Here is a 19,374-nt window from a genome sequence, read left to right as displayed (position 1 = left end):
CGCGGTCTGCCGCCGCTCCTGAGGTCGCCCCCGCGGGCCCTGTGCAGCCGCGGGCCGCGTCGACCAGTGCGGGCCCTCACGGGCCATCCACCCCCACCGGCCCACCAGGACAGGACCACCGCCATGACCACGGCGCTGCCTTCAGCCGATCCCGCCCCCGTACCGCGCACCGCTCCCCGCCTCCGGCTCGCGACACCCGCGGAGCCCGTCGAGGCGGGCGGCACCCAGCAGTTGACCGCCTACCTCGTGCTGCTGCCCGCCGACACCGACCCCGCGCCGCTGTTCGCGGACGCCGGCCTCAGGCCGCACATCCAGGCCGTGGCGATCGACGAGATGCCCGCGCCGCAGCCCGCCCCCGATTCCGTCCCCGCGCGCGCACCGCTCGTGCGGGACGGAGTCCTGGTCGACGCCGACCAGCGCACCGCCGCGGTCGACGGGGCCGAACTCGACCTGACGTTCCTGGAGTTCTCCCTGCTCGCGCACCTGATGGAGCGCCCGGGGCAGGTGTACTCGCGCGAACAGCTCATCCACCACGTCTGGGGCTACGACCACGTCGGCGACGGCCGCACCGTGGACGTTCATGTGGCGAGACTCCGGCGGAAGTTGGGGCCCGCTCACCGGCGCAGCATCGTCACCGTGCGCCGCGTGGGCTACAAGTACGTGCCCCGCGCCTGACGTACGGCGCGGCCCCCGCGGCGCCTCACGCCCAGGGGGCCGCCGCGCCGAGCGCGCCGCTCAGGTAGTGCTCGCCGATGGCGCGCAGCCCCTGGCCCTCGGGGGACCGTACGACCAGGGTCCGCAGGTCGCGCCAGAACCGGTCGAGCCCCTCCGCGCGGGCGAGCCCGAGCACCCGCTCCCCCGCGCGCAGGGCGGCCGGGACGGTCACCGCCTCCGCCGCCACCACCAGCACGGCAGCGCGGGCGCGGCGCTCCTCGTCGAGCCCGGGGCCCGCGCCCAGCGCCTCCGACAGCGCCGCGGTGGCCTGCGCCACGGCGGCGGAGGCGGCGTGCAGGGCGAGCGCGAGCGACCCGAAGGCGCGCAGCATGTCGCCGTCCGCGGGGGCGAGCGGGCCGCCCGGGTCCTCGGTGGCCCGCGCGGTGCGCGCCGCGGCGCGGCTGAGCTCCCCCGCCTCGGCGAGCGCGCCCTCCGCGATGCCGAGCGCCACCTGCGTGAGCACAAGACGCAGCGCGAGCGGCGCGAGCGTAGTGAAGGGCGCCGCCGTCTCGTCGTCGGCGGCGGCCGGGCCGAGCACGGCGTCCGCGCCCGCGGGGACCGCGTCGAAGCGGCAGGTGCCCGCGTCGGCGAGGCGCTGGCCGAGCCGGTCGTGCGCCTGCTCGCGCGCGACGCCCGCGTGCCGCGGGTCCACGAGCACCACGACGGGCTCGCCCGTGTCGTCCGCCGTCGCGTCGAGGACGAACCGGTCGGCGACGGTCACGGCGCAGGCCAGGGCCCGGCTGCCGTGCAGGACGGCGCCGCCGCGGCGCACGGCGCGCACCAGAAAGGCGCCCGCCCCCGCCTCCGGGGCGAACGCGTGCGGGGAGGGCGTCCCCGTGTCGCCCGCCCACAGCCACTGCCCGGTGCGCGCCTCGGCCTCCACGGCCCGCGCGCGCTCCGGGTCGGCGAAGAACCGGGCGCTCCAGGACAACGCGTAGTGCCGGCCGAGTAGTTCACCGAGCGAGCCGTCGGCGGCCGCGATCCGGCGCACCACCGCGCAGCCGGTCGGCCACTCCATCCCGAGGCCCCGGCCGTCGGGCGGCGCGAGCGCGGGCAGCAGGCCCGACTCGCGGACCCGCGCCACCTCGTCGTACGGGGGCTTGCCCGCGCGGTCGCGCTCGGCGGCGTCGACGGCGAGGTCGTCGGCGAGCTCGCCTGCGACCCGCAGCCAGAAGACCCCGCTGTCGTCCGCCGCGCCGCTCACCGGTGCGCCCCGAGCCGTCGTGCGATCGCGCTTCCCACCGTCCCACCACTTCCCCATTATTCCTATCTGAATAGTAGGGAATATGGGGCACGAGGCCCGCGCCGTGCAAGGGCGCGTCCGCCCATCGGACATGAGGCGACCGGCACGCGGACACCGCACCCCCTCCCCGCGCCCGGCCGCCCGGGGCACCGGCGTGCGCCCTTCCGGCACGCATACGGGATAATGACCCCATGCGGATCTCGGCCAAAGCGGACTACGCGGTGCGTGCCGCCCTCCAGCTCGCCGCGGCGCGCGAGGGCGAGCCGCTCACGGCCGAGGCGGTCGCCGAGGCCCAGCAGATCCCGCACAAGTTCCTCGAAGCCATCCTCAACGACCTGCGCAGGGGCGGCCTCGTGCTCAGCCAGCGCGGCGCGAACGGCGGCTACCGGCTGGCGAAGACGCCCGACTCGATCAGCATCGCGGACGTGATCCGCACGGTCGAAGGGCCGCTCGTCTCGGTGCAGGGCGTCAGGCCGCCCGACCTCTCGTACACCGGTCCCGCCGAATCGCTGCTGCCGCTGTGGATCGCCCTGCGGGCCGGTGTCCGCCGCATCCTGGAGGGCGTCACGCTGCACGACGTGGTCAGCGGCCGGCTCCCCGCCGACGTGGTCGCGCTCGCCGACACCCCCGCGGCCTGGGTCAACCCGTGAGCCACGGCCGCGCGGCCCGTGTTCAGGCGCGCGGCCGCCGGGTCCGCGGCGCTCAGGCGCGCGTGCCGCCCTGCGAGACCCGGCGCAGATAGTCCTCCGTGGCCTCTGCCGCATGGCCGACGTGCTCCGCCATCAGGGCACGCGCCGCGTCCCTGTCGCCTGTCTCGACCGCGTCGAGCACCGCGCGGTGCTCCCGCGCGGCGCGGGCCAGCTGACCGCTCGCCGTCAGCCCTTCGAGCGGCATCTGCCGCCAGACCCGGCCCACGAAGTCCGCGAGCAGCGGCGACCCGCTGGCGCGCGCGACCGCCAGGTGGAAGCGGGAGTTGAGGTCTCCGGTGGCGGACGGGCCGCCGTCGGCGAGCGCCCGGTCCATGGCGTCGCAGGCCGCCGCCATGCCCGCCACGTCGCCCGGGTCCTTGCGCATGGCCGCGAGCATCGCCGCCTCGGGCTCCAGGATGGAGCGCAGCATGGAGACCTCGGACGAGCGCTCGGCGGGCTGGCCGCCGATCACCGTGGTGTGGTTCGGCCGCCGCACCACGAGCCCCTGCTCGGCGAGGAGGGACAGCGCGTCGCGCACCGGCGTCTGGCTCATCTCCAACTGCTCGGCCAGCGTGGCCAGTACGACCCGCTGGCCCGGCGCGAGCTCACCCGTCCTGATCGCGCGCAGCAGCGCCTGGTAGGCGACCTCGCTCTTGGTGGGGGCGTGCGCCGGGCCGAGACTCATGCCCGCCAGCCTAACGGGCCGCGATGCCCGCGACACCGGGCCCGCGGCGCGCCGGATCGCCCGGCCGCGCCTCCACGGCGACGGTCACCTTGCCGCCGCGCGAGATCGTCCCGTACACCGGACAGTTCTCGGTGTAGAGGCGGGTGAGCCGCTGAGCTGTCTCCTGGTCGACGCCCCAGGTGGTGACGGAGAGCGCGACCTCCTCGTAGCGGGTGGGGTCGGACGCGTCGCGGATGTAGCCGACGCTGGTCTCGACGTCGTCGAGCGCCGCTTCCTCCTCCCGCGCGAAGTGGGTGATGCTGCTGACGGCGCAGGTGCCGAGCGAGGCGAGCAGCAACTCGCCCGCGAGCCACGCCTGGCCGAGGCCGCCGCGGCCGCCCGTCGAGTCGGTGACGAGGAACTGCTCGCGCGCCTCGGCGAGGAACCGGCCGGCCGTCCGCGTGGTGGTGACGGTGACGCTGTCGTCGTACGTCGTCATGGTGTGTCTCTCCTTGAGGTCGTGGGAGCGCAGGTCGTGGGAGTGGTAAGGGGGTTCGGGCCTGCCTCGGGCGGATGCCCGAGGGGGCTCAGGGGGCCGTGAAGGCGGGGAGGATGTGCTCGGCGACCTCGTAGGCCCCTTCGAGCAGCGGCAGCGAGTCGAGGATGAAGATGTCGACGCCCGCCGCGTGGTACTCCTTCAGCCGGGCGGCGATGCTGTCGTGGCCGCCGACCAGGGCCATCGGCGGCCCCTGCTGGAGCAGCGAGATGCCCGGCCACAGGTTGTCGTCGTGGGCGAGGTCGCGTGCGGCGGGCAGCCCGCCGTCGCGCAGCACGTCGAGGGCCTTCGCGGGCAGGTGCGCGAAGACGCGGGACTGGGTGACGGAGGTGCCGCCGCCGTTGCCGCCCTTCGCGATCAGCCCGAGCTTGCGGTCGAGGGTGGCCCTGCTGGTCGCGGCGAGCAGCCGGTCGGCCTTGGCCCAGGCGTCCTCGTCGGTGGCGCCTGTGATCAGCGAGGCACGCAGCCCGATCCGGGGCGACCTGCCGTGCTCGGCCGCCTTCTCCCGTACGGCCGCGGTCTTCTCGTTCAACTGGTCGAGGGGCTCGGAGAAGGTGAGGTACGCGTCCGCGAACCGGCCCGCCACGTCGAGGGCCTTGGGCGACGAGCCGGAGAACCACAGCGGGATGTGGTCGCGGCGCGGCTCGACCCACGGGTTGGCCCGCGCGTTCTCCACGTCCACGTACCGGCCGCGGTAGGTCACGGTCTCGCCCGCCACCAGGCGGTTGAAGACCTCCCAGTACTCGGCGTGCAGGTCGTAGCGCTCGTCGTTCTCCAGCCTGATGCCGTGCTGGCGCCACACCGGCGTCTCGGAGTTGATGACGTTGATCAGCAGCCGGCCGTCGAAGAGGTCGTCGAAGCTGACGGCCATGTTGGCGAGTTCGGTGACCGAGGTGAACTGCGGGCGCAGCGCGAGCAGCGGGCGGAAGTCGCGGGTGACGGCGGCCGCGGCGGTGCCGGTGACCCACACGTTGTGGCCGGTCGTGGAGAGCAGGGCGCCGCTGTAGGGCAGCCGGTCGAGCGCGGACGCCAGGGCCGTGACGTCGGGCAGCCTGATGTCGCGGCGCCCCTCGGGCTCCCACGGGTAGGGGCCGTCGTGCGTCACGTAGTACCAGAGGAATTCGGGGGCGGGACGTGTCATCGGTGCGCTCCTTGCGCGCGGGGGCGGTTCGGTACGGGGGGCGGGGCGGGCGCCCACGGCGCGGCGCTCACGCCGGGAGCCCCTTGCCGCGGGTCTCCGGCAGGCACAGCACGGCGACGGCGCCCAGCAGGTAGACGGGCGTGAAGATCACGGCGGCCCGGTCGAAGCCGCCGAGCGCTGAGGCCAGGGAGCCGGAGACGACGGAGGCGATCATGGCGAGGTAGCGGGCGCCGGAGAACACCGCGCTGATCGCCGTGGCCCGCATCCGCGTCGCGAAGAGTTCGGGCGTGTGCACCGCGTACCAGCTGTAGAGGCCGCCGGTGAACAGGCCGGCGGCCAGCTGCGCGAGCGTCGCGGGGCCCGCCTCGTGCAGCCCGAGGAACACCACGGGCACGATCACGCACGACCCGGCGAGGAAGACCAGGGTGGTCGCCCTGCGGCCCCACGCCTCGGCGAGGAAGCCGAAGGCGATGCAGCCGGCGATCTCCCCGACGTTGTAGAGCGCCCCGGCCCAGCCGGTGTAGAAGGCCGTCCTGCGCGGGTCGGCGACGAGGCCGCCGACGAAGGTCGGCTGGTACGAGGAGACGGCCCACCAGCCCACGGTGATGGCGACGGACACCCCGAGCGCGGCGAGGAACCTGCGGCCCGTCGCGCCGCGCAGCAGCCCGGCGCGCTCCCCGCGCCCGCCGCCGCTCGCCCACCGGGCGGACTCCGGGATGCGCCGGTACACCAGGGCGATCACCACCAGGGGCAGCACGCCGAACACGTACATCCAGCGCCACGACAGGCCCCAGGTGGAGCCGACGAGGACCCAGAGCGCGGAGACGACGAGGCCGCCGAGCGAGAACCCGGCCTGGAGCAGTCCTGCGCCGCGGGTGCGCCACCGCTCGGGCCAGGTCTCCTGGAGCAGCGAGGTGCCCACGCCCCACTCGGCGCCGATGCCGACGCCGGTGAAGAAGCGGGTGACGCCGAGCAGCCACCAGGTACCTGTGGTGGCGGCGACCACGGTCGCCAGGCTGTAGAGGGCGACGCCCGCGACCATCGTCCTGCGGCGGCCGAGCCGGTCGCCGACGATGCCGCCCACGATGCCGCCGGTGGCCCAGCCCGCCAGGGTGATGGCGAGGAGGTAGCCCATGTAGCGCGGCACCGCGGCCGCCTGGCCCGCGGGGAGCAGGTCGAGCAGGGCGGGCTTGCCCGTGATGATCAGGACGAAGGTGTCGTAGCCGTCCGCGACCCAGAACACCAGGGTGATGGCGAGGACGAGCCAGGACGCGCGGCCTACCGCCGGGCCCTTCGCCCCCTCGACGGCCGGCGGCGAGACCGCGGTCATGACGCGCCTCCCTGGCGGGCCGTGCGGGCGCCGGCCGCGTACCGCTCGCCCGCGGGCGGCACGGGCTTGCGCAGCCCGGCCTCCTCAAGCAGCGGCAGGATCGCGCTGCCGAAGTGGTCGAGGTCGGGCAGGTAGTCGTAGAAGGTGAGTTGGACGCCGTCCACGCCGGTGGCGTGCAGTCGGTCCAGCTGCTCCGCGACCTCGTCGGGCGAGCCGACGACGTGCAGGTGGCCGCCGACGGCCCGGCCCCGCGCGGTGTGTTCGAGCCAGGACCTGCTGTCGCCCGCCGCGTGCCGCGACTGGAAGGCGCCGATCGACTCCAGGTCCGCGTGGTCCTGGATGGCCCGGTAGTACGCGTGCGCCTCGGCGCTCGTGGGCCGCGAGACCACCGTCGGGTTGATGATGACGCGCACCTCGCGGCCCTGGGCGAGCGCGGCCTCCTTCACGGCCCGCACGTGCGCGGGCAGCGCGGCGAGCGCGTCCTCGATCTGCTCGCCCGCCGGGCTGGAGATGAAGACGATGTCCGAGTGGCGGCCCGCGTAGGCGAATCCGGCGGGCGAGCCGCTCGCCGAGACCAGGACGGGCCTGCCGAAGGCGGGCCGCGGCGAGACGTACGCCTCCTGCAGGGACCAGTGCTCGCCCTCGAAGGTGAGGTTGTCCTCGCCCGCCCACAGGTCCTTGGCGACGGAGACGAACTCGTCGGCCATCGCGTACCTGCGGTCGTGCTCGGGGCGCGTCATGCCGAACATGGCGGGCTCCGTGTCGGCGTACCCGGTCACGATGTTGGCCCCGAACCTGCCGCCCGAGACATGGTCGGCGGTGGCGAGGAACTTGGCGACGTGCAGCGGGTGCCAGGGGCCGTAGAGCGCGTGGATGGTGCCGAGCAGCAGGATCGAGCGGGTCGCGGAGGCGAGGGCGACGGCGGAGACGAACGGGTCGAGGAAGTTCTCCCGGTACCGGCTCGCGCCGCCGAAGCCGCCCTTCGGCAGCCACTGCGAGAGGCCGAATGCGATGTCGAAGCCGAAGTCCTCGGCTCGGCGGGTGAGTTCGAGGTTGTAGTCGAAGGTCCAGTCGGTGCCGCGCGGCAGCGTGGACTGGGACCAGCCGCCGGTCTGCAGCGGCAGGAAGACGCCCAGCATCAGCGGCTGCCTGAAGGCCAGGCTCAGCGGGCTGTCGGGGAAGTCCTGCGGCTGGGGTGGCACGGCGAGGGTCGTGCGGTCGCGTACGGACACGGGTGCTCCAGGAGGTGCGGAAGAGTACGGGCCCGCCTCAGGTAAAAAATAATTTATACGGTCTGAGGCGAGAAAAACGCGGGGCAGGGCTCAGCGGACGGCGCTCAGGTCAAAGGAGTGCGCGGCCAGCGCCCGGGTGAACCGGTCGACCACCTTGTGCAGCCCCTCCTCGGCGGCCGGGTCGACGCTCACCCCGCCGTCGTGGACGGTGATGTGACGGTCCAGCACGAACCAGCCCTGCACGACGTGGTGGGCGCCCATCGACGAGAGCACAGGGCGCAGCGCGTAGTCGATGGCGAGGACGTGCGTCGCCGTCCCGCCGGTGGCCAGCGGCAGCACGGTCTTGCCCGCGAGCGCGGACTGCGGCAGCAGGTCGAGCAGCGCCTTCAGCAGCCCCGAGTAGGCCGCCTTGTAGATCGGGGTGCCGACGATGATCCCGTCGGCGCTCTCCACCAGGTCGACGGCGCGGGCGATGCCCGGGTCCGAGGTGTCGGCGTGCAGCAGCGGCCCGGCCGGCAGCGTCCGCACGTCGAGCGGTACGACGGTGTGGCCGTGCTCGGCGACCCTGGCGTCCAGGTGGCGCAGGAGCCGTGCGGTGCGGGATGAGGCGGACGGGCTTCCGGAGAGGGACAGGACGGTGGCCATGAGCACTCGTTTCGTCGTGAGCGTGCGCCGGAGCACCCCGCCGTGCACACCCGGGCACGGCGGTCCTGCCGGGCGTGCGGCACGAGTGGCTGAGCCGTCCCTGGACAGCGTGGACCGGGGCCGGGGCGATCGGAAGGAGAGGGGCTGCGGCGGTCCGGAGCTTCAGCGGTCCGGACGGGCGAGGCGCAAAGGCGCGGGGGCCGCGGCGGAAGGGGCCCGCGGTACGAAGAGGCGCGCCCTCAGTGAGCGGCGGGACAGCAGAAGGTGCTGGCGAGACGACCGTAGTCGACGTGGCGCCGCCGCGTGAGCGTTGATCCGACCTTCATACCAAATAGCCAAACAGGTCGAAGCCGTCCACGTCAAGAAGGGACCACATGCTGGCGAGCGGCCCCGCGCGGACGCCGGGACCGCCCGGACGGGGGCTGCCGGCGGGGCGTCCGGCCCCGCCCGACGGAGGCTGCGCGCGGGCGCTGGGCCCCGCCCCGACAGGGGCTGCGCGCGGGCGCCCGGCCCGCCCCGAAGGGCCGGTGGGCTCAGCCCATGTCCTCCAGCTTCCTGCCCCTGGTCTCGCGGACGAACTTCGCGGCGAAGGGGAGGGAGAGCGCGGCGAAGGCCGTGTAGATGAGGTAGGTCCCGCCCAGGTTCCAGTCGGACAGGCTGGGGAACGTCGCCGTGATGACCCAGTTGGCGACCCAGACGGCGGCCGAGGAGACGCCGAGCGCGGCGGCGCGGATCGCGACGGGGAACATCTCCCCGAGCATGACCCACAGCACCACGCCCCACGACGAGGCGAAGCACAGCACGAACACATGGGCGGCCACGAGCGCCACCAGGCCCTGGGCGTGCGGGAGCCTGCCGTCCACGAGGTGCGCGGAGAACGCCCACGCCTCGCAGGCCAGGGACACCGCCATCCCGGCAGAGCCGAAGAGCACGAGGGGCTTGCGGCCCACCCGGTCCACCAGCAGCACCGCGACGACGGTGCCCACGATGTTCACGAGCGACGTGGTGAAGGAGTAGAGGAACGAGCTGCCCGGGTCGATGCCCACGGACTGCCACAGCGTCGCCGAGTAGTAGAACGCGACGTTGATCCCGACGAGTTGCTGGAACAGCGCCATGCCGATGCCCACCCAGACGATGCCGCGCAGCCCGAGCACGGGCCCGCGCAGGGCGCGGAAGGCGGGGCGGGCGCCGCTCGCCAGGTGGTCGCGGATCTCGGCGATCCGCCCGTCGAGCCCGGGCCCCTCGCCCTCCAGCCTGACCAGGATCCGGCGCGCACGCTCGGTGTGGCCCCGCGCGATGAGGTGGCGCGGCGACTCGGGGATCACGAACGAGAGGAGCCCGTACACCAGGGACGGCACGACCATGACGCCGAGCATCCACTGCCACGCCTCCAGACCGGCGAGCGTGCCGCGCTGGTCGCCGTGGGCGAGCCTGAGGATCAGCCAGTTGACGAGCTGGGAGACCGCGATGCCCGTCACGATGGCCGCCTGCTGGAACGAGGCGAGCCTGCCCCGGTACGCGGGCGGCGCGACCTCCGCGATGTAGGCGGGGCCGATGACGGACGCCATGCCGATGCCGAAGCCGCCGATCACCCGCCAGGCCGAGAGGTCCCAGATGCCGGTGGGCAGCGCGGAGCCGACGGAGCTGACGCAGAACAGGGCCGCGGCGATGCGCATGCAGCCAAGGCGCCCGATGCGGTCGGCGATCCGGCCCGCGACGGCCGCGCCGATCGCGGAGCCGATCAGCGCGACGGCGATGACCTGGGCCAGGGCCGCCGAGCCGATGTCGTACCTGTCGCGCACGGCCTCGACCGCGCCGTTGATGACGGAGCTGTCGTAGCCGAAGAGGAACCCGCCCATGGCCGCCGCGGCCGCGACGAGGACGACCTGCCGCAGGCGGGTGGGGGCCGCGAGGCCGGGGACGGGTGGGGCGGACGGTGTGGGGGTCATGAGTTCTTCCCGGGGGTCTGGCAGGGGGAGCCTTCCGGGCAGGACTGCACCATTCCGCCGGTGGCCAGGTCAATATTTATTTCGTAATTAATGTGCGGGGACGTTGGCTGGGGTGCTCCGTCGCGCTCAGTCGTCGAAGACGAGGCAGACCTTGCCCGCGGCCCGGCCCGCCGCCGCCTCGTAGGCCAGGCCCGCGTCCGACTGCGGGAAGCGGTCGCTGACCAGCGCCTCGGGGTGCAGGCCCCGGCGGGCGAGCAGCTCGGCGAGCCGGGTCATGCCGGGCACGGAGGTGACCCACGAGCCGGAGATCAGCACCTGCTTGTGCAGGACGTCGTCGGAGACGTCGAGGGTCATCGGGCCGCCCTCGCCGACCAGCGCCAGCCTGCCGCGCACCCGCAGCGACGTGAGCGCGAGCGAGCGGGCCGCGGGGTGGCCTGAGCAGTCGACCGCGGCCTCCACGCCGGTGCCTCGGGTGAGGGCGCGCACCGCGTCGAGCGGCGCGTCCGAGGAGTCGATCACCTCGTCGAACAGGCCGAGGCCGCGCGCCCACGCCATCCGGGCGGGCACCACCTCGGCCCCGTACACGGTGGAGACGCCGAGCGCGCGCGCCACCAGCGCGGCGGCGGCGCCGACCGGCCCCAGCCCGGTGACGAGGAGCCGGTCGGCGCCGCTGACGCCGATGCGCGTCAGCGCCTCGTACACCGTGCCGACGCCGCAGGCGATGAACGCGCCGTCGACGTACGTCAGCGGCTCGGGCAGCGGCACGCAGGTGTTCTCGTCGGCGAGGAGGTACGGCGCGTGGCCGCCGTCGCGCTGCCAGCCGTAGGCGGCACGCAGCTCGGACGTGCAGCCGATGAAGTAGCCGCGCGAGCACTCCTCGCACTGGCCGCAGCCGGAGATGTGGTAGACGGCGACGCGGTCCCCGGGGCGCAGCCGCCGGCAGCCAGGGCCGGTCGCCACGACCTCCCCCGCGGGCTCGTGGCCCGCGACGACGCCGCGGTAGGCGGCGCCGCCCTCACCGATGTGGCCGTTGTAGATGTAGTGGATGTCGCTGCCGCAGACCCCGGAGGCGCGCGTGCGCAGCAGCACCTGCCCCTCGCCGGGCGCGGGCACCGCTCTCTCGCGCAGCGCGACCGTGCCGTCGCCCGGGAGGTAGGCGCCCGTCATCCGGGCGGGCACGGCGGGGGCGGCGGCCCCTGAGGGTGAGGCGGAGGCGGTCATGGTGGTCCCTGCCCTTCGTTGCTTGTCCTTCTGGCGCGGTCGCGTGGCGCGCTCCCGCGGATGGCGGCGGGTCAGGCGGGCGGGGCGCCCGCGGTGGCGGCCTCCTTCGCCGCCGCGGCGGCCCGCAGCTCTCCCGGATCCTCGTCGACGCGCAGCAGGAGCCAGGTGAGCACGGCGCCCGCCGCGTACATCCCCGCGTAGATCAGCACCACGCCGGTGTGGCCGACGAGCGGGTCGAACACCGCGTACGTGAGCGGCCCGACGAAGGTGGAGAGGCCGGCGGCGAGGCTGTACACGCCCATCGCGTTGCCCTTGTCCTCCTCGCGCACCAGGGAGGGCAGCAGGGCGGAGAGCGGGATGTAGCCGGCCAGCATGATGCCGTAGAGCACGGTCGCGGCGAGCGCCAACGGGTAGTTGCCGGGGTCGAGTTGGGGAAGCCAGTAGAGGACGAGCACACCGGCGGCGCAGCCGGCGCCGCCGGCCAGGGCGATGGTGTACCGCCAGCCGAAGCGGTCGCTGAGCCGCCCGAACACCGGGTCGGCGAGGATGCCGATGACGCCCATGAAGCTCACGAGCGCCAGGTACTCGGAGGTGCTCAGGCCGATGCGGTCGCCGAAGAAGGACGGCAGGAAGACGAAGAAGCCGAAGTACGGCGTCGTGTTGATCATCCGGACGAGCGCGGCGACACCGGTGCGCGGGTAGCGCCTCAGCACACTGATCCCGCGCAGCAGTTCGGTCCGCGCGCGGGGCCGCTCGCCGGCCGTGACGGGCCGGGTGCCGTGCGCCTCGCGCACGGCGAGGGAGCCGATGAGCCCGCCCGCCGCCACAAGCGCGAGGGAGAGCCAGAACGTCGCGTACGCGCCGACGAGCGGGATCGCCACCGCGGCGAAGGCGGAACCGATGGTGGGAAGACCGGCGCTGTAGGCGAACCAGAACCAGCCGGCGGCAGAACCGCGCAGCTCGCTGCGGCTCGTCAGCTGCACCCAGAGCAGGAAGGCGTAGGCGAAGAGGGGGTAGGCGACCCCGCGCAGGCCGTAGCAGACGTACACCAGCGCGTGGTTGCCGCTGGGGAGCGCGACGGCGAGGAACAACACCTCGAACGCGACCCAGAGCGCGGCGCCGAGCCGCATCACCCGGCGCGGGCCCCACAGCGTGGACAGCGCGCCGGAGAACCAGGAGCCGATGGCCACGAACGCGCCGTAGACGCTGATGACGAGGCCGGCGGAGTGGTCGCTGAAGCCCCAGTCGGTGAGGTACGGCTCCAGGTAGTTCGACTCGACGCCGTCGCCGATCATGAAGACGAGGACGGCCAGATAGCCCCACGCCAGGGGGCGGGGTATGCCGATCCGCTCCACCAGGGGGAGCCGCCCCGGCGGCGACGGCTCCCCCTCGGGGCTGCCGGAGGTCGTACGCATCCAGGCTCCTCCTCCCGGCGCCGCGACCGCCGGCGTGGGGGTGCGGGCGGCGGCTGTGCGCCATCGAACGGCCGCCATTAAATATGAATTAATAAGGCTCCTCAATGGTGACCTGCGTCACACGGGCACGGGCGGCGATAATCGCCCTCTGAGGCGGCCGCAGCGCCGCGGGGGCGCGGCCACCGCCGCGGGGAGCGAGGAGACGGAGCGCCATGGCGTCGTACGCGGGCCGGGGCACGCACGGCCGGGTGGTCGAGCAGCTGGGCTACCGCGTCGTCTCGGGCGAGGTGCCCGAGGGCGCCACGCTCGACCCCCGGGAGCTCGTCGGCGAACTCGGCGTCAGCCTCACCGTCGTGCGCGAGGCCCTGCGGGTCCTCGCCACCAAGGAGCTGGTCGCCTCCCGGCAGAAGCGCGGGACGTTCGTCCGCCCGCGCGCCGAGTGGAACACGCTCGACGCCGACGTCATCCGCTGGCGCGTGGCCTGCGGCAAGGGCGAGTCGCTGCTGCGCGACCTCCAGGAGCTGCGCGTGATCGTCGAGCCCGCCGCGGTGCGGTGCGCGGCCCTGCGCCGCACGGACGACGACCTCGCCGCGCTCGACCTGGCGCTCGGGGCGATGGCCGGGGCCCGCGGCGAGCGCGCGGCAGCCGAGGCCGACGCCGCCTTCCACCGCGCACTCCTGCGCGCCTCCGGCAACGAGATGCTGACCAGGCTCGACGACCTCATGAAGGCCGCGCTCCAGGCCAGGGACAGTCTCGTCCACGGCGCGGCGGGCGCTGCGGGCGACCCGGTCCCCAGCCACCGCGCCGTCCTCGACGCCGTGCGCGAGCGCGACCAGGACCGCGCGGCTGCGGCCATGGCCGACCTGCTCGCCCTGGCGCGCGCCGACGCCGACCACGCCCTGCGCACGGCGCGCCCGCCGCGGGACGCCTCGGCCACCGAGCCGTGAACGCCCCGGCCCTGCCGGGCCCGCTCGGCGATGCGCCTCTCGTCTTCCTGACCCGGCGCTGCGGGGGCGGGTCCGCGAGCCGGCAGACCGGGCCGGCCGCTCCGCGGCCCCCGGCACGCCGCCAGGGTCCTTCGTTTGGATCAGGGCGGATGGGGGAGCGGGGTCCGGTGCCTGGGGGTGCCCCCGGCCGGAGGCTGGGGGAGGCACCGGGGTACGCGAGCCCGGCATGATCCAAACGAGAGACCTCAGATCAAGCCGCGGCGGCCTGCGATGAGTCCGGCCTGGAAACGGGTGGTGGCGCCGAGCTGCGCCATCAGGCGCCTGAGCCGCCGGTGAGTGGTGCGCAGACTCCACCCCTGGGCACGGGCGATGGCGGTATCGGACATCCCGGTGGTCAGCAGGGCGAGGAGCGACCTGGTGATCTCGTCGGCCTCCTCCCGGGGCCGGGCATCGGAGGCGGCGCCGCCCTGGTCGATCGCCACGGCGCGGTCCCATTCAGCCTCGAAGAGGGCTTCGAGAGCCGTCAGGACGGGTGACCGGCGTACCAGAACCGCCAGTTGCTGTCCTCCTGGCCCCAGATTGAAGGGGATCAAGGCGTCCTGGTCGTCGCGGATGACCAGTTTGATCGGCAGCTCGGGCCTGACCCGGGCGCGCTCGCCACCTTCCCGCGCGGGCAGAATGTCGTCCTTCAACCGGTGCGGCCACTCGGTCGCCGCCCGGCTGTAGACGACCCGGTAGGCCACGCCCTGCCGCATGCGGTCGAGTTGCTCCTCAAGATGGCTGCCGGGCCGGTCTACATAGGGCGGCCGGTCCAGTGCGCGCACCTGGTCGCGCGCCTCGAAGGTGAGCAGGCGGGCGGCGGCGCCGATCGCGGCACGGTCGGTGAGGAGCTCCATGCCGAGCTCGGGACCGCTCACGTTGTTGGCGTTGCGGTGGAGTTCCGTGAGCGCGTTCACCTTGGCGCGGGCGGCACTCAGGTCCTGGTCGCGTTCCTGGATCAGACGGGCAAGCGTCACGTCGGGTGGCGCTGCCAGATAACGGGCGGGCCGCCCGTTGCGCGTCGCCAGATGCTTGGCGACGAGCACCGCGAGCAGGTGTGCCGTCACCGGTGTGGACGTGCCCATGTCGGCAGCAAGCTCAGCGGCTGTGGTGTGCGGGCTGGCGACCAGGGCCTGGTACGTCCGCTCCTCTGCTTCGCCCAGACCGAGCACGGCGAACTCCATGACGCCTCCCTGTGTGGCAGTGATGTGCCACGTGACAACGACCGGCCAGCCGGAACCTCTTGTCGCTACAGAATGCCTGTTGGCAGCATTCCAAGGCATCAGGCACCACTGCGGAGGCCGTGGCACGGACCTCCGAGGCTCCCGTGCGTCCGGACAGCCACAGCCCGCCCTCGGCCCGCGACGGTGCGGCAGGGGCGGTGCGGTGGGGCCTGAGATCACGTCTCCTGGCTCCTTCAGGACGACTCGGGAACACGGCGGTTCGTCAGATGGCTCGTCCCCGGGGCGCGCCGCCGGTCAGCCTTCTTCGAGAGGTGAACGGGAATGAAACACGGATCAGCGCCCAGACCACCTGGGCCTGGCCGGCGGCGGCGCCGCGGCCTCGCCGCGTCAGTCGCCGCGCTCGGCCTCGCCATGGTCGCCATGACCCTCACGGCCGCGGGTGCCTCCGCGACCCCCTCGACTCCGCACGCCACACAGGCGCCCACCTCACCCGCGCCCCAGCGCGACCAGCGCACGCGGCTGCACGGGAAGCCGGTGACGAACACCCGCACCCCGGTCACGAAGCTGTGCACGACCCCCTCTCCCGGCGAGGCCCAGTGCTACGCCCAGCGGGCCGAACTGACCCTGCACCGCACCGGAATCCGCCCGCTCGACGAGCAGCCGGTCGGCTACACGCCCGCGGACCTCCAGTCGGCCTACGCCCTGCCGTCCGACGGCGGCGCGGGCGCGACGATAGCCATCGTCGACGCCTACGACGACCCCAGCGCGGAGGCGGATCTGGCCGTCTACCGCCGGCAGTTCGGCCTGCCCGCCTGCACCACCGCGAACGGCTGCTTCAAGAAGGTCAACCAGCGCGGCGCCCAGGACCTCTACCCGGCGGCGAACGCGGACTGGGCCGGCGAGGTGTCCCTGGACCTGGACATGATCAGCGCGGTCGCGCCGCAGGCCAGGATCGTCCTGGTCGAGGCCGACACCGCGAACTTCACCGACCTTGCCACCTCGGTCGACACGGCGGTGAGCCTGGGAGCCGGCTACGTCTCCAACAGCTACGGCAGCAACTACACCGCACAGTCGGGAAGCGGCGAAGACCCCGCCGAGCCGACGTCCTTCGACCCGTACTACGACCACCCCGGCGTCGCGGTCGTGGCGAGCTCCGGAGACAGCGGATACGGCGTCTCCTACCCGGCCGCCTCCCCGTTCGTCACGTCGGTCGGCGGGACGCGCCTGGTGAAGGACGGCGGACCCCGGGGATGGGCGGAGTCGGTGTGGAGCGGCAGCGGCGGCGGTGCCGGGTCGGGCTGCTCGGCCTACGAACCCAAGCCGGCCTTCCAGAACAGTGCGGACACCGGCTGCGACCAGCGGGCCGTGGCCGATGTGTCCGCCGTCTCCGACCCGCAGACGGGCGTCGCCGTCTACAACAGCTACCAGGCCGGCGGCTGGGCCCAGTACGGCGGCACCAGCGCGGCCGCGCCGATCGTCACCGGCGTCTACGCCGACGCCGGCCCGGTCGCGAGCGGCAGCTACCCCAACACCCTGCCCTACACCAACCGGTCGGCTCTCAACGACGTCACCTCCGGTTCCAACGGCACCTGCACGACGGCGCGGTGGTGCACCGCGGGCCCCGGCTGGGACGGGCCGACCGGCCTCGGGACCCCGCACGGGACCGCGGCGTTCTCCAGCGGGCCCCACGGCGAGCTCAAGGGCGTCATCACTGATGCCAGGACCCGCTCGCCCATCACCGGGGCGACTGTCACCGCAGGCCCCTACTCGGCGACCACCGGCAAGGACGGAACCTACGACCTGACGGTGGTACCGGGACGCTACCGGCTCTCGGTCTCGGCCTACGGGTACGTGACCAGGTCCGCCCCGGCCGTCACCGTGGCCGACGCGCGGACGGCCACCGAGAATGTGGCCCTCACGCCCGCACGGACCGTGACGATCAGCGGGAAGGTCACTGACGGGTCCGGACACCGCTGGCCGCTGTACGCCGCGATCAGCCTCAAGGGCGTGCCCGGCAGCCCGGTCCACACCGACCCGCTGACCGGCGAGTACCGCCTCAAGGTGCCGGTCGGCGCGGCCTACACCCTCGACATCGACGCCGCCTACCCCGGATACCTGCCGGCCGCGAAGCAGGTCGAGGTCGCCAGGAAGAACAAAACCGTCGACGCCGCCCTCGCCGTCGACACCCTCGCCGGCACCGCCGAGGGATACAGGACCCGGTTCGGCGGGGAGCTCCAGACCTTCGACGGGACCACCACGCCCCGCGGTTGGACGGTGCAGAACGCGACCGACGGCGGCGGCTGGGCCTTCGACAACCCGGGCGGCGAGCCGGACTACGCGGGTGACGACCACTTCGCCATCGCCGACAGCAGTTACTACGGGTACGGCAAGAGCCAGGACTCCTCCCTGATCTCGCCCCCGGCCGACTTCCCGTCCGGCACGATCCCGCTGGTCTCCTTCGACTCGTTCTACGTCAGCTTCCCCCACCAGACCGGCTACGTCGACTACACCACCGACGGCGGCACGACCTGGACGAACGTGTGGACGGGCACCACCGACTCCGTCGTCGGACACCAGGAAATCCCGGTCCCCGCCCTCGCCGGAGCCCACGGCGTCCAGGTGCGCTTCCGCTACGTCGCCTCCTGGGGCGACCTGTGGGAGATCGACAACGTCCGCATCGGCCCGGCGTCGCTCATCAAGATCCCCGGCGGCGTGGTCGCCGGGCACACCCGTGACGCCAACACCCACCGGGGCGTCGGCGCCGCCACCGTCACCAACGCGGCCGCACCGGCGGAGAAGGCCACATCGAGCAGTGCGTCGAGCGACCCCGAACTCGGTGACGGCTTCTACCAGCTGTTCACCGAGAACGCCGGCGTGAAGGCGCTCACCGCGTCCCGCGTGCACTACAGCAGCACCACCCTGCGGGTCAGGGCCGCCGCGGACAAGGTGACCCGGGCCGATGTCTCCCTCAAGGCGGGCCGGATCCGCGTCAGCCGCACCGGCCTGAGCGGGTCGACCGCCCTCGGCCACACCACCGCCACCCGGGTGACCGTCACCAACACCGGCTCCGCGCCGGCGAAGGTCTCGTTCTCCGAACGCGCGGCACCCGCCGCGGACGCGGCGGCGCGCGCCGCCACCCCGACGCGGACCGTCAAGGCCCGGGTGAGCCCCCTGCGCGACATCCCGGGCGGACCAGCCGCCGCGCCGCACCACCGCACCTCCGCGCCCGCTGCCGGGTCGCCCTGGCAGCAGTTGGCGGACCTGCCCGCGGGCGTGGAGGACAGCGCCGCGTACGCCGGCTCGGACGGCACCCTGTACTCGGCCTTCGGGTTCGACGGCACCGCGGACGCGACCGGCATGTACGCCCTCGACCCGTCCTCCGGGGCGTGGACCCGGAAGGCAAGCCCCCACGACGTGCGGGAAGCACCCGCGTACGCCACGATCGGCGGCAGGTTCTACGCCACCGGCGGCTGGGGCTCCGACTACCTGCCCGACCCCCGCACCGAGGTCTACGACCCCGCGACCGACGTCTGGAAGACCGTCGCCGACAACCCGGCACCGCTCGCCGGCGCGGGCACCGCGGTCCTCGACGGCGACCTGTATGTCGTCGGCGGCTGCCTGTACACCTGCGGATCGACGCAGGTGGAGAAGTACGACCCGAAGTCCGACACCTGGAGCCGCGCCGCGGACTACCCGGTGCCGACCTCCTGGCTCGCGTGCGGGGGGCTGCGCGGAAAGGTGGTCTGCGCCGGCGGGTACGACGGCGAGAGCTCGCACACCGCCACCTTCTCCTACGACCCCAACGCCGACAGCTGGACCAGGCTCGCCGACCTGCCCGAGGACGCCTGGGGCACGGCCTACGCGGCCGCCGACGGCCGGCTCGTGCTCTCCGGGGGCGTCGTCGACGACTCCAACGCCGTCACCAACGCCACCTACGCCTACGACCCGGAGGCCGACGTCTGGTCGCAGCTCCCCGCCTCCAGCACCCCCGGGTACCGCGGCGCGAGCACCCTGGGCCTCTACAAGGTCGGGGGCAACGACGGCAACGGCGCCACCTCACCGCCGCTGACCGGCGTCGAGCTGCTGCCCGGCTACGACCAGACGGAGGCCACCAGCGTGCCGTGGCTGACCGAGACTCCGGCCACGTTCACCCTCGCGCCCGGCGCCTCCAGGACGGTGACCGTGCGGTTCGACCCCGCGACCGGGCGGATCACCCGGCCGGGCACCTACACGGCCACCGTCGTGCTCGGCACCACCAACACCCCGTACCCGGCCCTCGACCTCCCCGCCACCCTGCACGTGCGGCCCTCCGCCGGCGCAGCCCGGCAGACCACAGGTGCCACTGCCGGAGGGGGTGGGCGACTGGCCCGCTGACCCGTCACCGCCCGACCGTCGCGTACCGGTA

Annotated in this window: 15 protein-coding genes; 4 read left to right on the top strand and 11 right to left on the bottom strand. The window is 73.9% G+C overall.

The window, feature by feature from the left end; translation table 11 throughout:
* Window positions 1-123: 123 nt before the first annotated feature.
* Window positions 124-675, top strand: coding sequence for a winged helix-turn-helix domain-containing protein (locus AB0910_RS08365; protein WP_366743741.1), 552 nt, complete (start codon window positions 124-126; stop codon window positions 673-675).
* Window positions 676-700: 25 nt separating this feature from the next.
* Here the strand turns inward: AB0910_RS08365 and AB0910_RS08360 are convergent, their stop codons facing one another.
* Entirely contained in the window at window positions 701-1,918 is a 1,218-nt protein-coding gene (locus tag AB0910_RS08360; RefSeq protein ID WP_366743740.1) for an acyl-CoA dehydrogenase, read from the bottom strand.
* Window positions 1,919-2,148: 230 nt separating this feature from the next.
* Here AB0910_RS08360 and AB0910_RS08355 point away from each other — a divergent pair, with 230 nt between their 5' ends.
* Complete coding sequence (locus tag AB0910_RS08355) at window positions 2,149-2,607, top strand: Rrf2 family transcriptional regulator (RefSeq protein WP_366743739.1); 459 nt, start codon at window positions 2,149-2,151, stop codon at window positions 2,605-2,607.
* Window positions 2,608-2,659: 52 nt separating this feature from the next.
* On the opposite strand, the gene AB0910_RS08350 is transcribed toward AB0910_RS08355, so the two are convergent.
* The 9 genes from AB0910_RS08350 to AB0910_RS08310 form a co-directional block, all read right to left on the bottom strand.
* Window positions 2,660-3,331, bottom strand: a complete 672-nt coding sequence (locus tag AB0910_RS08350) for a GntR family transcriptional regulator (protein ID WP_366743738.1) — start codon at window positions 3,329-3,331, stop codon at window positions 2,660-2,662.
* Between the two features lie 10 nt (window positions 3,332-3,341).
* On the bottom strand, window positions 3,342-3,809 hold the full coding sequence (locus AB0910_RS08345; protein WP_366743737.1) for an OsmC family protein: 468 nt from the start codon (window positions 3,807-3,809) through the stop codon (window positions 3,342-3,344).
* A gap of 88 nt (window positions 3,810-3,897) precedes the next feature.
* Window positions 3,898-5,007 carry an LLM class flavin-dependent oxidoreductase gene (locus AB0910_RS08340; protein WP_366743736.1) on the bottom strand — a complete coding sequence of 370 codons (1,110 nt, stop codon included), beginning with the start codon at window positions 5,005-5,007 and terminating at the stop codon, window positions 3,898-3,900.
* A gap of 67 nt (window positions 5,008-5,074) precedes the next feature.
* Window positions 5,075-6,337 (bottom strand): MFS transporter, encoded by a 1,263-nt coding sequence (locus AB0910_RS08335; protein WP_366743735.1) that lies wholly within the window; start codon window positions 6,335-6,337, stop codon window positions 5,075-5,077.
* Complete coding sequence (locus AB0910_RS08330; protein ID WP_366743734.1) at window positions 6,334-7,569, bottom strand: LLM class flavin-dependent oxidoreductase; 1,236 nt, start codon at window positions 7,567-7,569, stop codon at window positions 6,334-6,336. The genes AB0910_RS08335 and AB0910_RS08330 overlap by 4 nt, the downstream gene beginning before the upstream one ends.
* A 90-nt stretch (window positions 7,570-7,659) precedes the next feature.
* Entirely contained in the window at window positions 7,660-8,214 is a 555-nt protein-coding gene (gene ssuE / locus AB0910_RS08325) for an NADPH-dependent FMN reductase (RefSeq protein WP_366743733.1), read from the bottom strand.
* A gap of 533 nt (window positions 8,215-8,747) precedes the next feature.
* A complete protein-coding gene (locus AB0910_RS08320; protein ID WP_366743731.1) occupies window positions 8,748-10,163 on the bottom strand; it encodes a sugar porter family MFS transporter in 1,416 nt (471 codons plus the stop codon).
* Between the two features lie 126 nt (window positions 10,164-10,289).
* Window positions 10,290-11,384: a zinc-binding dehydrogenase gene (locus AB0910_RS08315; protein WP_366743730.1), complete on the bottom strand. Its 1,095-nt coding sequence runs from the start codon at window positions 11,382-11,384 to the stop codon at window positions 10,290-10,292.
* Window positions 11,385-11,455: 71 nt separating this feature from the next.
* A complete protein-coding gene (locus AB0910_RS08310; protein WP_366743729.1) occupies window positions 11,456-12,799 on the bottom strand; it encodes an MFS transporter in 1,344 nt (447 codons plus the stop codon).
* A gap of 212 nt (window positions 12,800-13,011) precedes the next feature.
* Between AB0910_RS08310 and AB0910_RS08305 the strand changes: the two genes are divergently transcribed.
* Complete coding sequence (locus AB0910_RS08305; protein WP_366743728.1) at window positions 13,012-13,746, top strand: FCD domain-containing protein; 735 nt, start codon at window positions 13,012-13,014, stop codon at window positions 13,744-13,746.
* Between the two features lie 245 nt (window positions 13,747-13,991).
* On the opposite strand, the gene AB0910_RS08300 is transcribed toward AB0910_RS08305, so the two are convergent.
* A complete protein-coding gene (locus AB0910_RS08300) occupies window positions 13,992-14,969 on the bottom strand; it encodes a helix-turn-helix domain-containing protein (protein WP_366743727.1) in 978 nt (325 codons plus the stop codon).
* 321 nt (window positions 14,970-15,290) lie between these two features.
* On the opposite strand from AB0910_RS08300, the gene AB0910_RS08295 reads away from it, so the two are divergent.
* Complete coding sequence (locus tag AB0910_RS08295; RefSeq protein WP_366743726.1) at window positions 15,291-19,343, top strand: carboxypeptidase regulatory-like domain-containing protein; 4,053 nt, start codon at window positions 15,291-15,293, stop codon at window positions 19,341-19,343.
* The last annotated feature ends 31 nt before the right edge of the window (window positions 19,344-19,374 follow it).

The organism is Streptomyces sp. NPDC047002, from assembly GCF_040704505.1.
Taxonomy (GTDB): domain Bacteria; phylum Actinomycetota; class Actinomycetes; order Streptomycetales; family Streptomycetaceae; genus Streptomyces.
Note: the sequence above shows the minus strand (reverse complement) of the source record. Positions and strands in the feature narration are given on the sequence as shown.

Bases quoted from the DNA above. Each gene is read 5' to 3' on its own strand.
- AB0910_RS08310 (WP_366743729.1), bottom strand. From the start codon at position 12,799: ATGCGTACGACCTCCGGCAGCCCCGAGGGGGAGCCGTCGCCGCCGGGG.
- AB0910_RS08300 (WP_366743727.1), bottom strand. From the start codon at position 14,969: ATGGAGTTCGCCGTGCTCGGTCTGGGCGAAGCAGAGGAGCGGACGTAC.
- AB0910_RS08320 (WP_366743731.1), bottom strand. From the start codon at position 10,163: ATGACCCCCACACCGTCCGCCCCACCCGTCCCCGGCCTCGCGGCCCCC.
- AB0910_RS08315 (WP_366743730.1), bottom strand. From the start codon at position 11,384: ATGACCGCCTCCGCCTCACCCTCAGGGGCCGCCGCCCCCGCCGTGCCC.
- ssuE (WP_366743733.1), bottom strand. From the start codon at position 8,214: ATGGCCACCGTCCTGTCCCTCTCCGGAAGCCCGTCCGCCTCATCCCGC.
- AB0910_RS08295 (WP_366743726.1), top strand. From the start codon at position 15,291: ATGAAACACGGATCAGCGCCCAGACCACCTGGGCCTGGCCGGCGGCGG.
- AB0910_RS08345 (WP_366743737.1), bottom strand. From the start codon at position 3,809: ATGACGACGTACGACGACAGCGTCACCGTCACCACCACGCGGACGGCC.
- AB0910_RS08340 (WP_366743736.1), bottom strand. From the start codon at position 5,007: ATGACACGTCCCGCCCCCGAATTCCTCTGGTACTACGTGACGCACGAC.
- AB0910_RS08305 (WP_366743728.1), top strand. From the start codon at position 13,012: ATGGCGTCGTACGCGGGCCGGGGCACGCACGGCCGGGTGGTCGAGCAG.
- AB0910_RS08365 (WP_366743741.1), top strand. From the start codon at position 124: ATGACCACGGCGCTGCCTTCAGCCGATCCCGCCCCCGTACCGCGCACC.
- AB0910_RS08335 (WP_366743735.1), bottom strand. From the start codon at position 6,337: ATGACCGCGGTCTCGCCGCCGGCCGTCGAGGGGGCGAAGGGCCCGGCG.
- AB0910_RS08355 (WP_366743739.1), top strand. From the start codon at position 2,149: ATGCGGATCTCGGCCAAAGCGGACTACGCGGTGCGTGCCGCCCTCCAG.
- AB0910_RS08350 (WP_366743738.1), bottom strand. From the start codon at position 3,331: ATGAGTCTCGGCCCGGCGCACGCCCCCACCAAGAGCGAGGTCGCCTAC.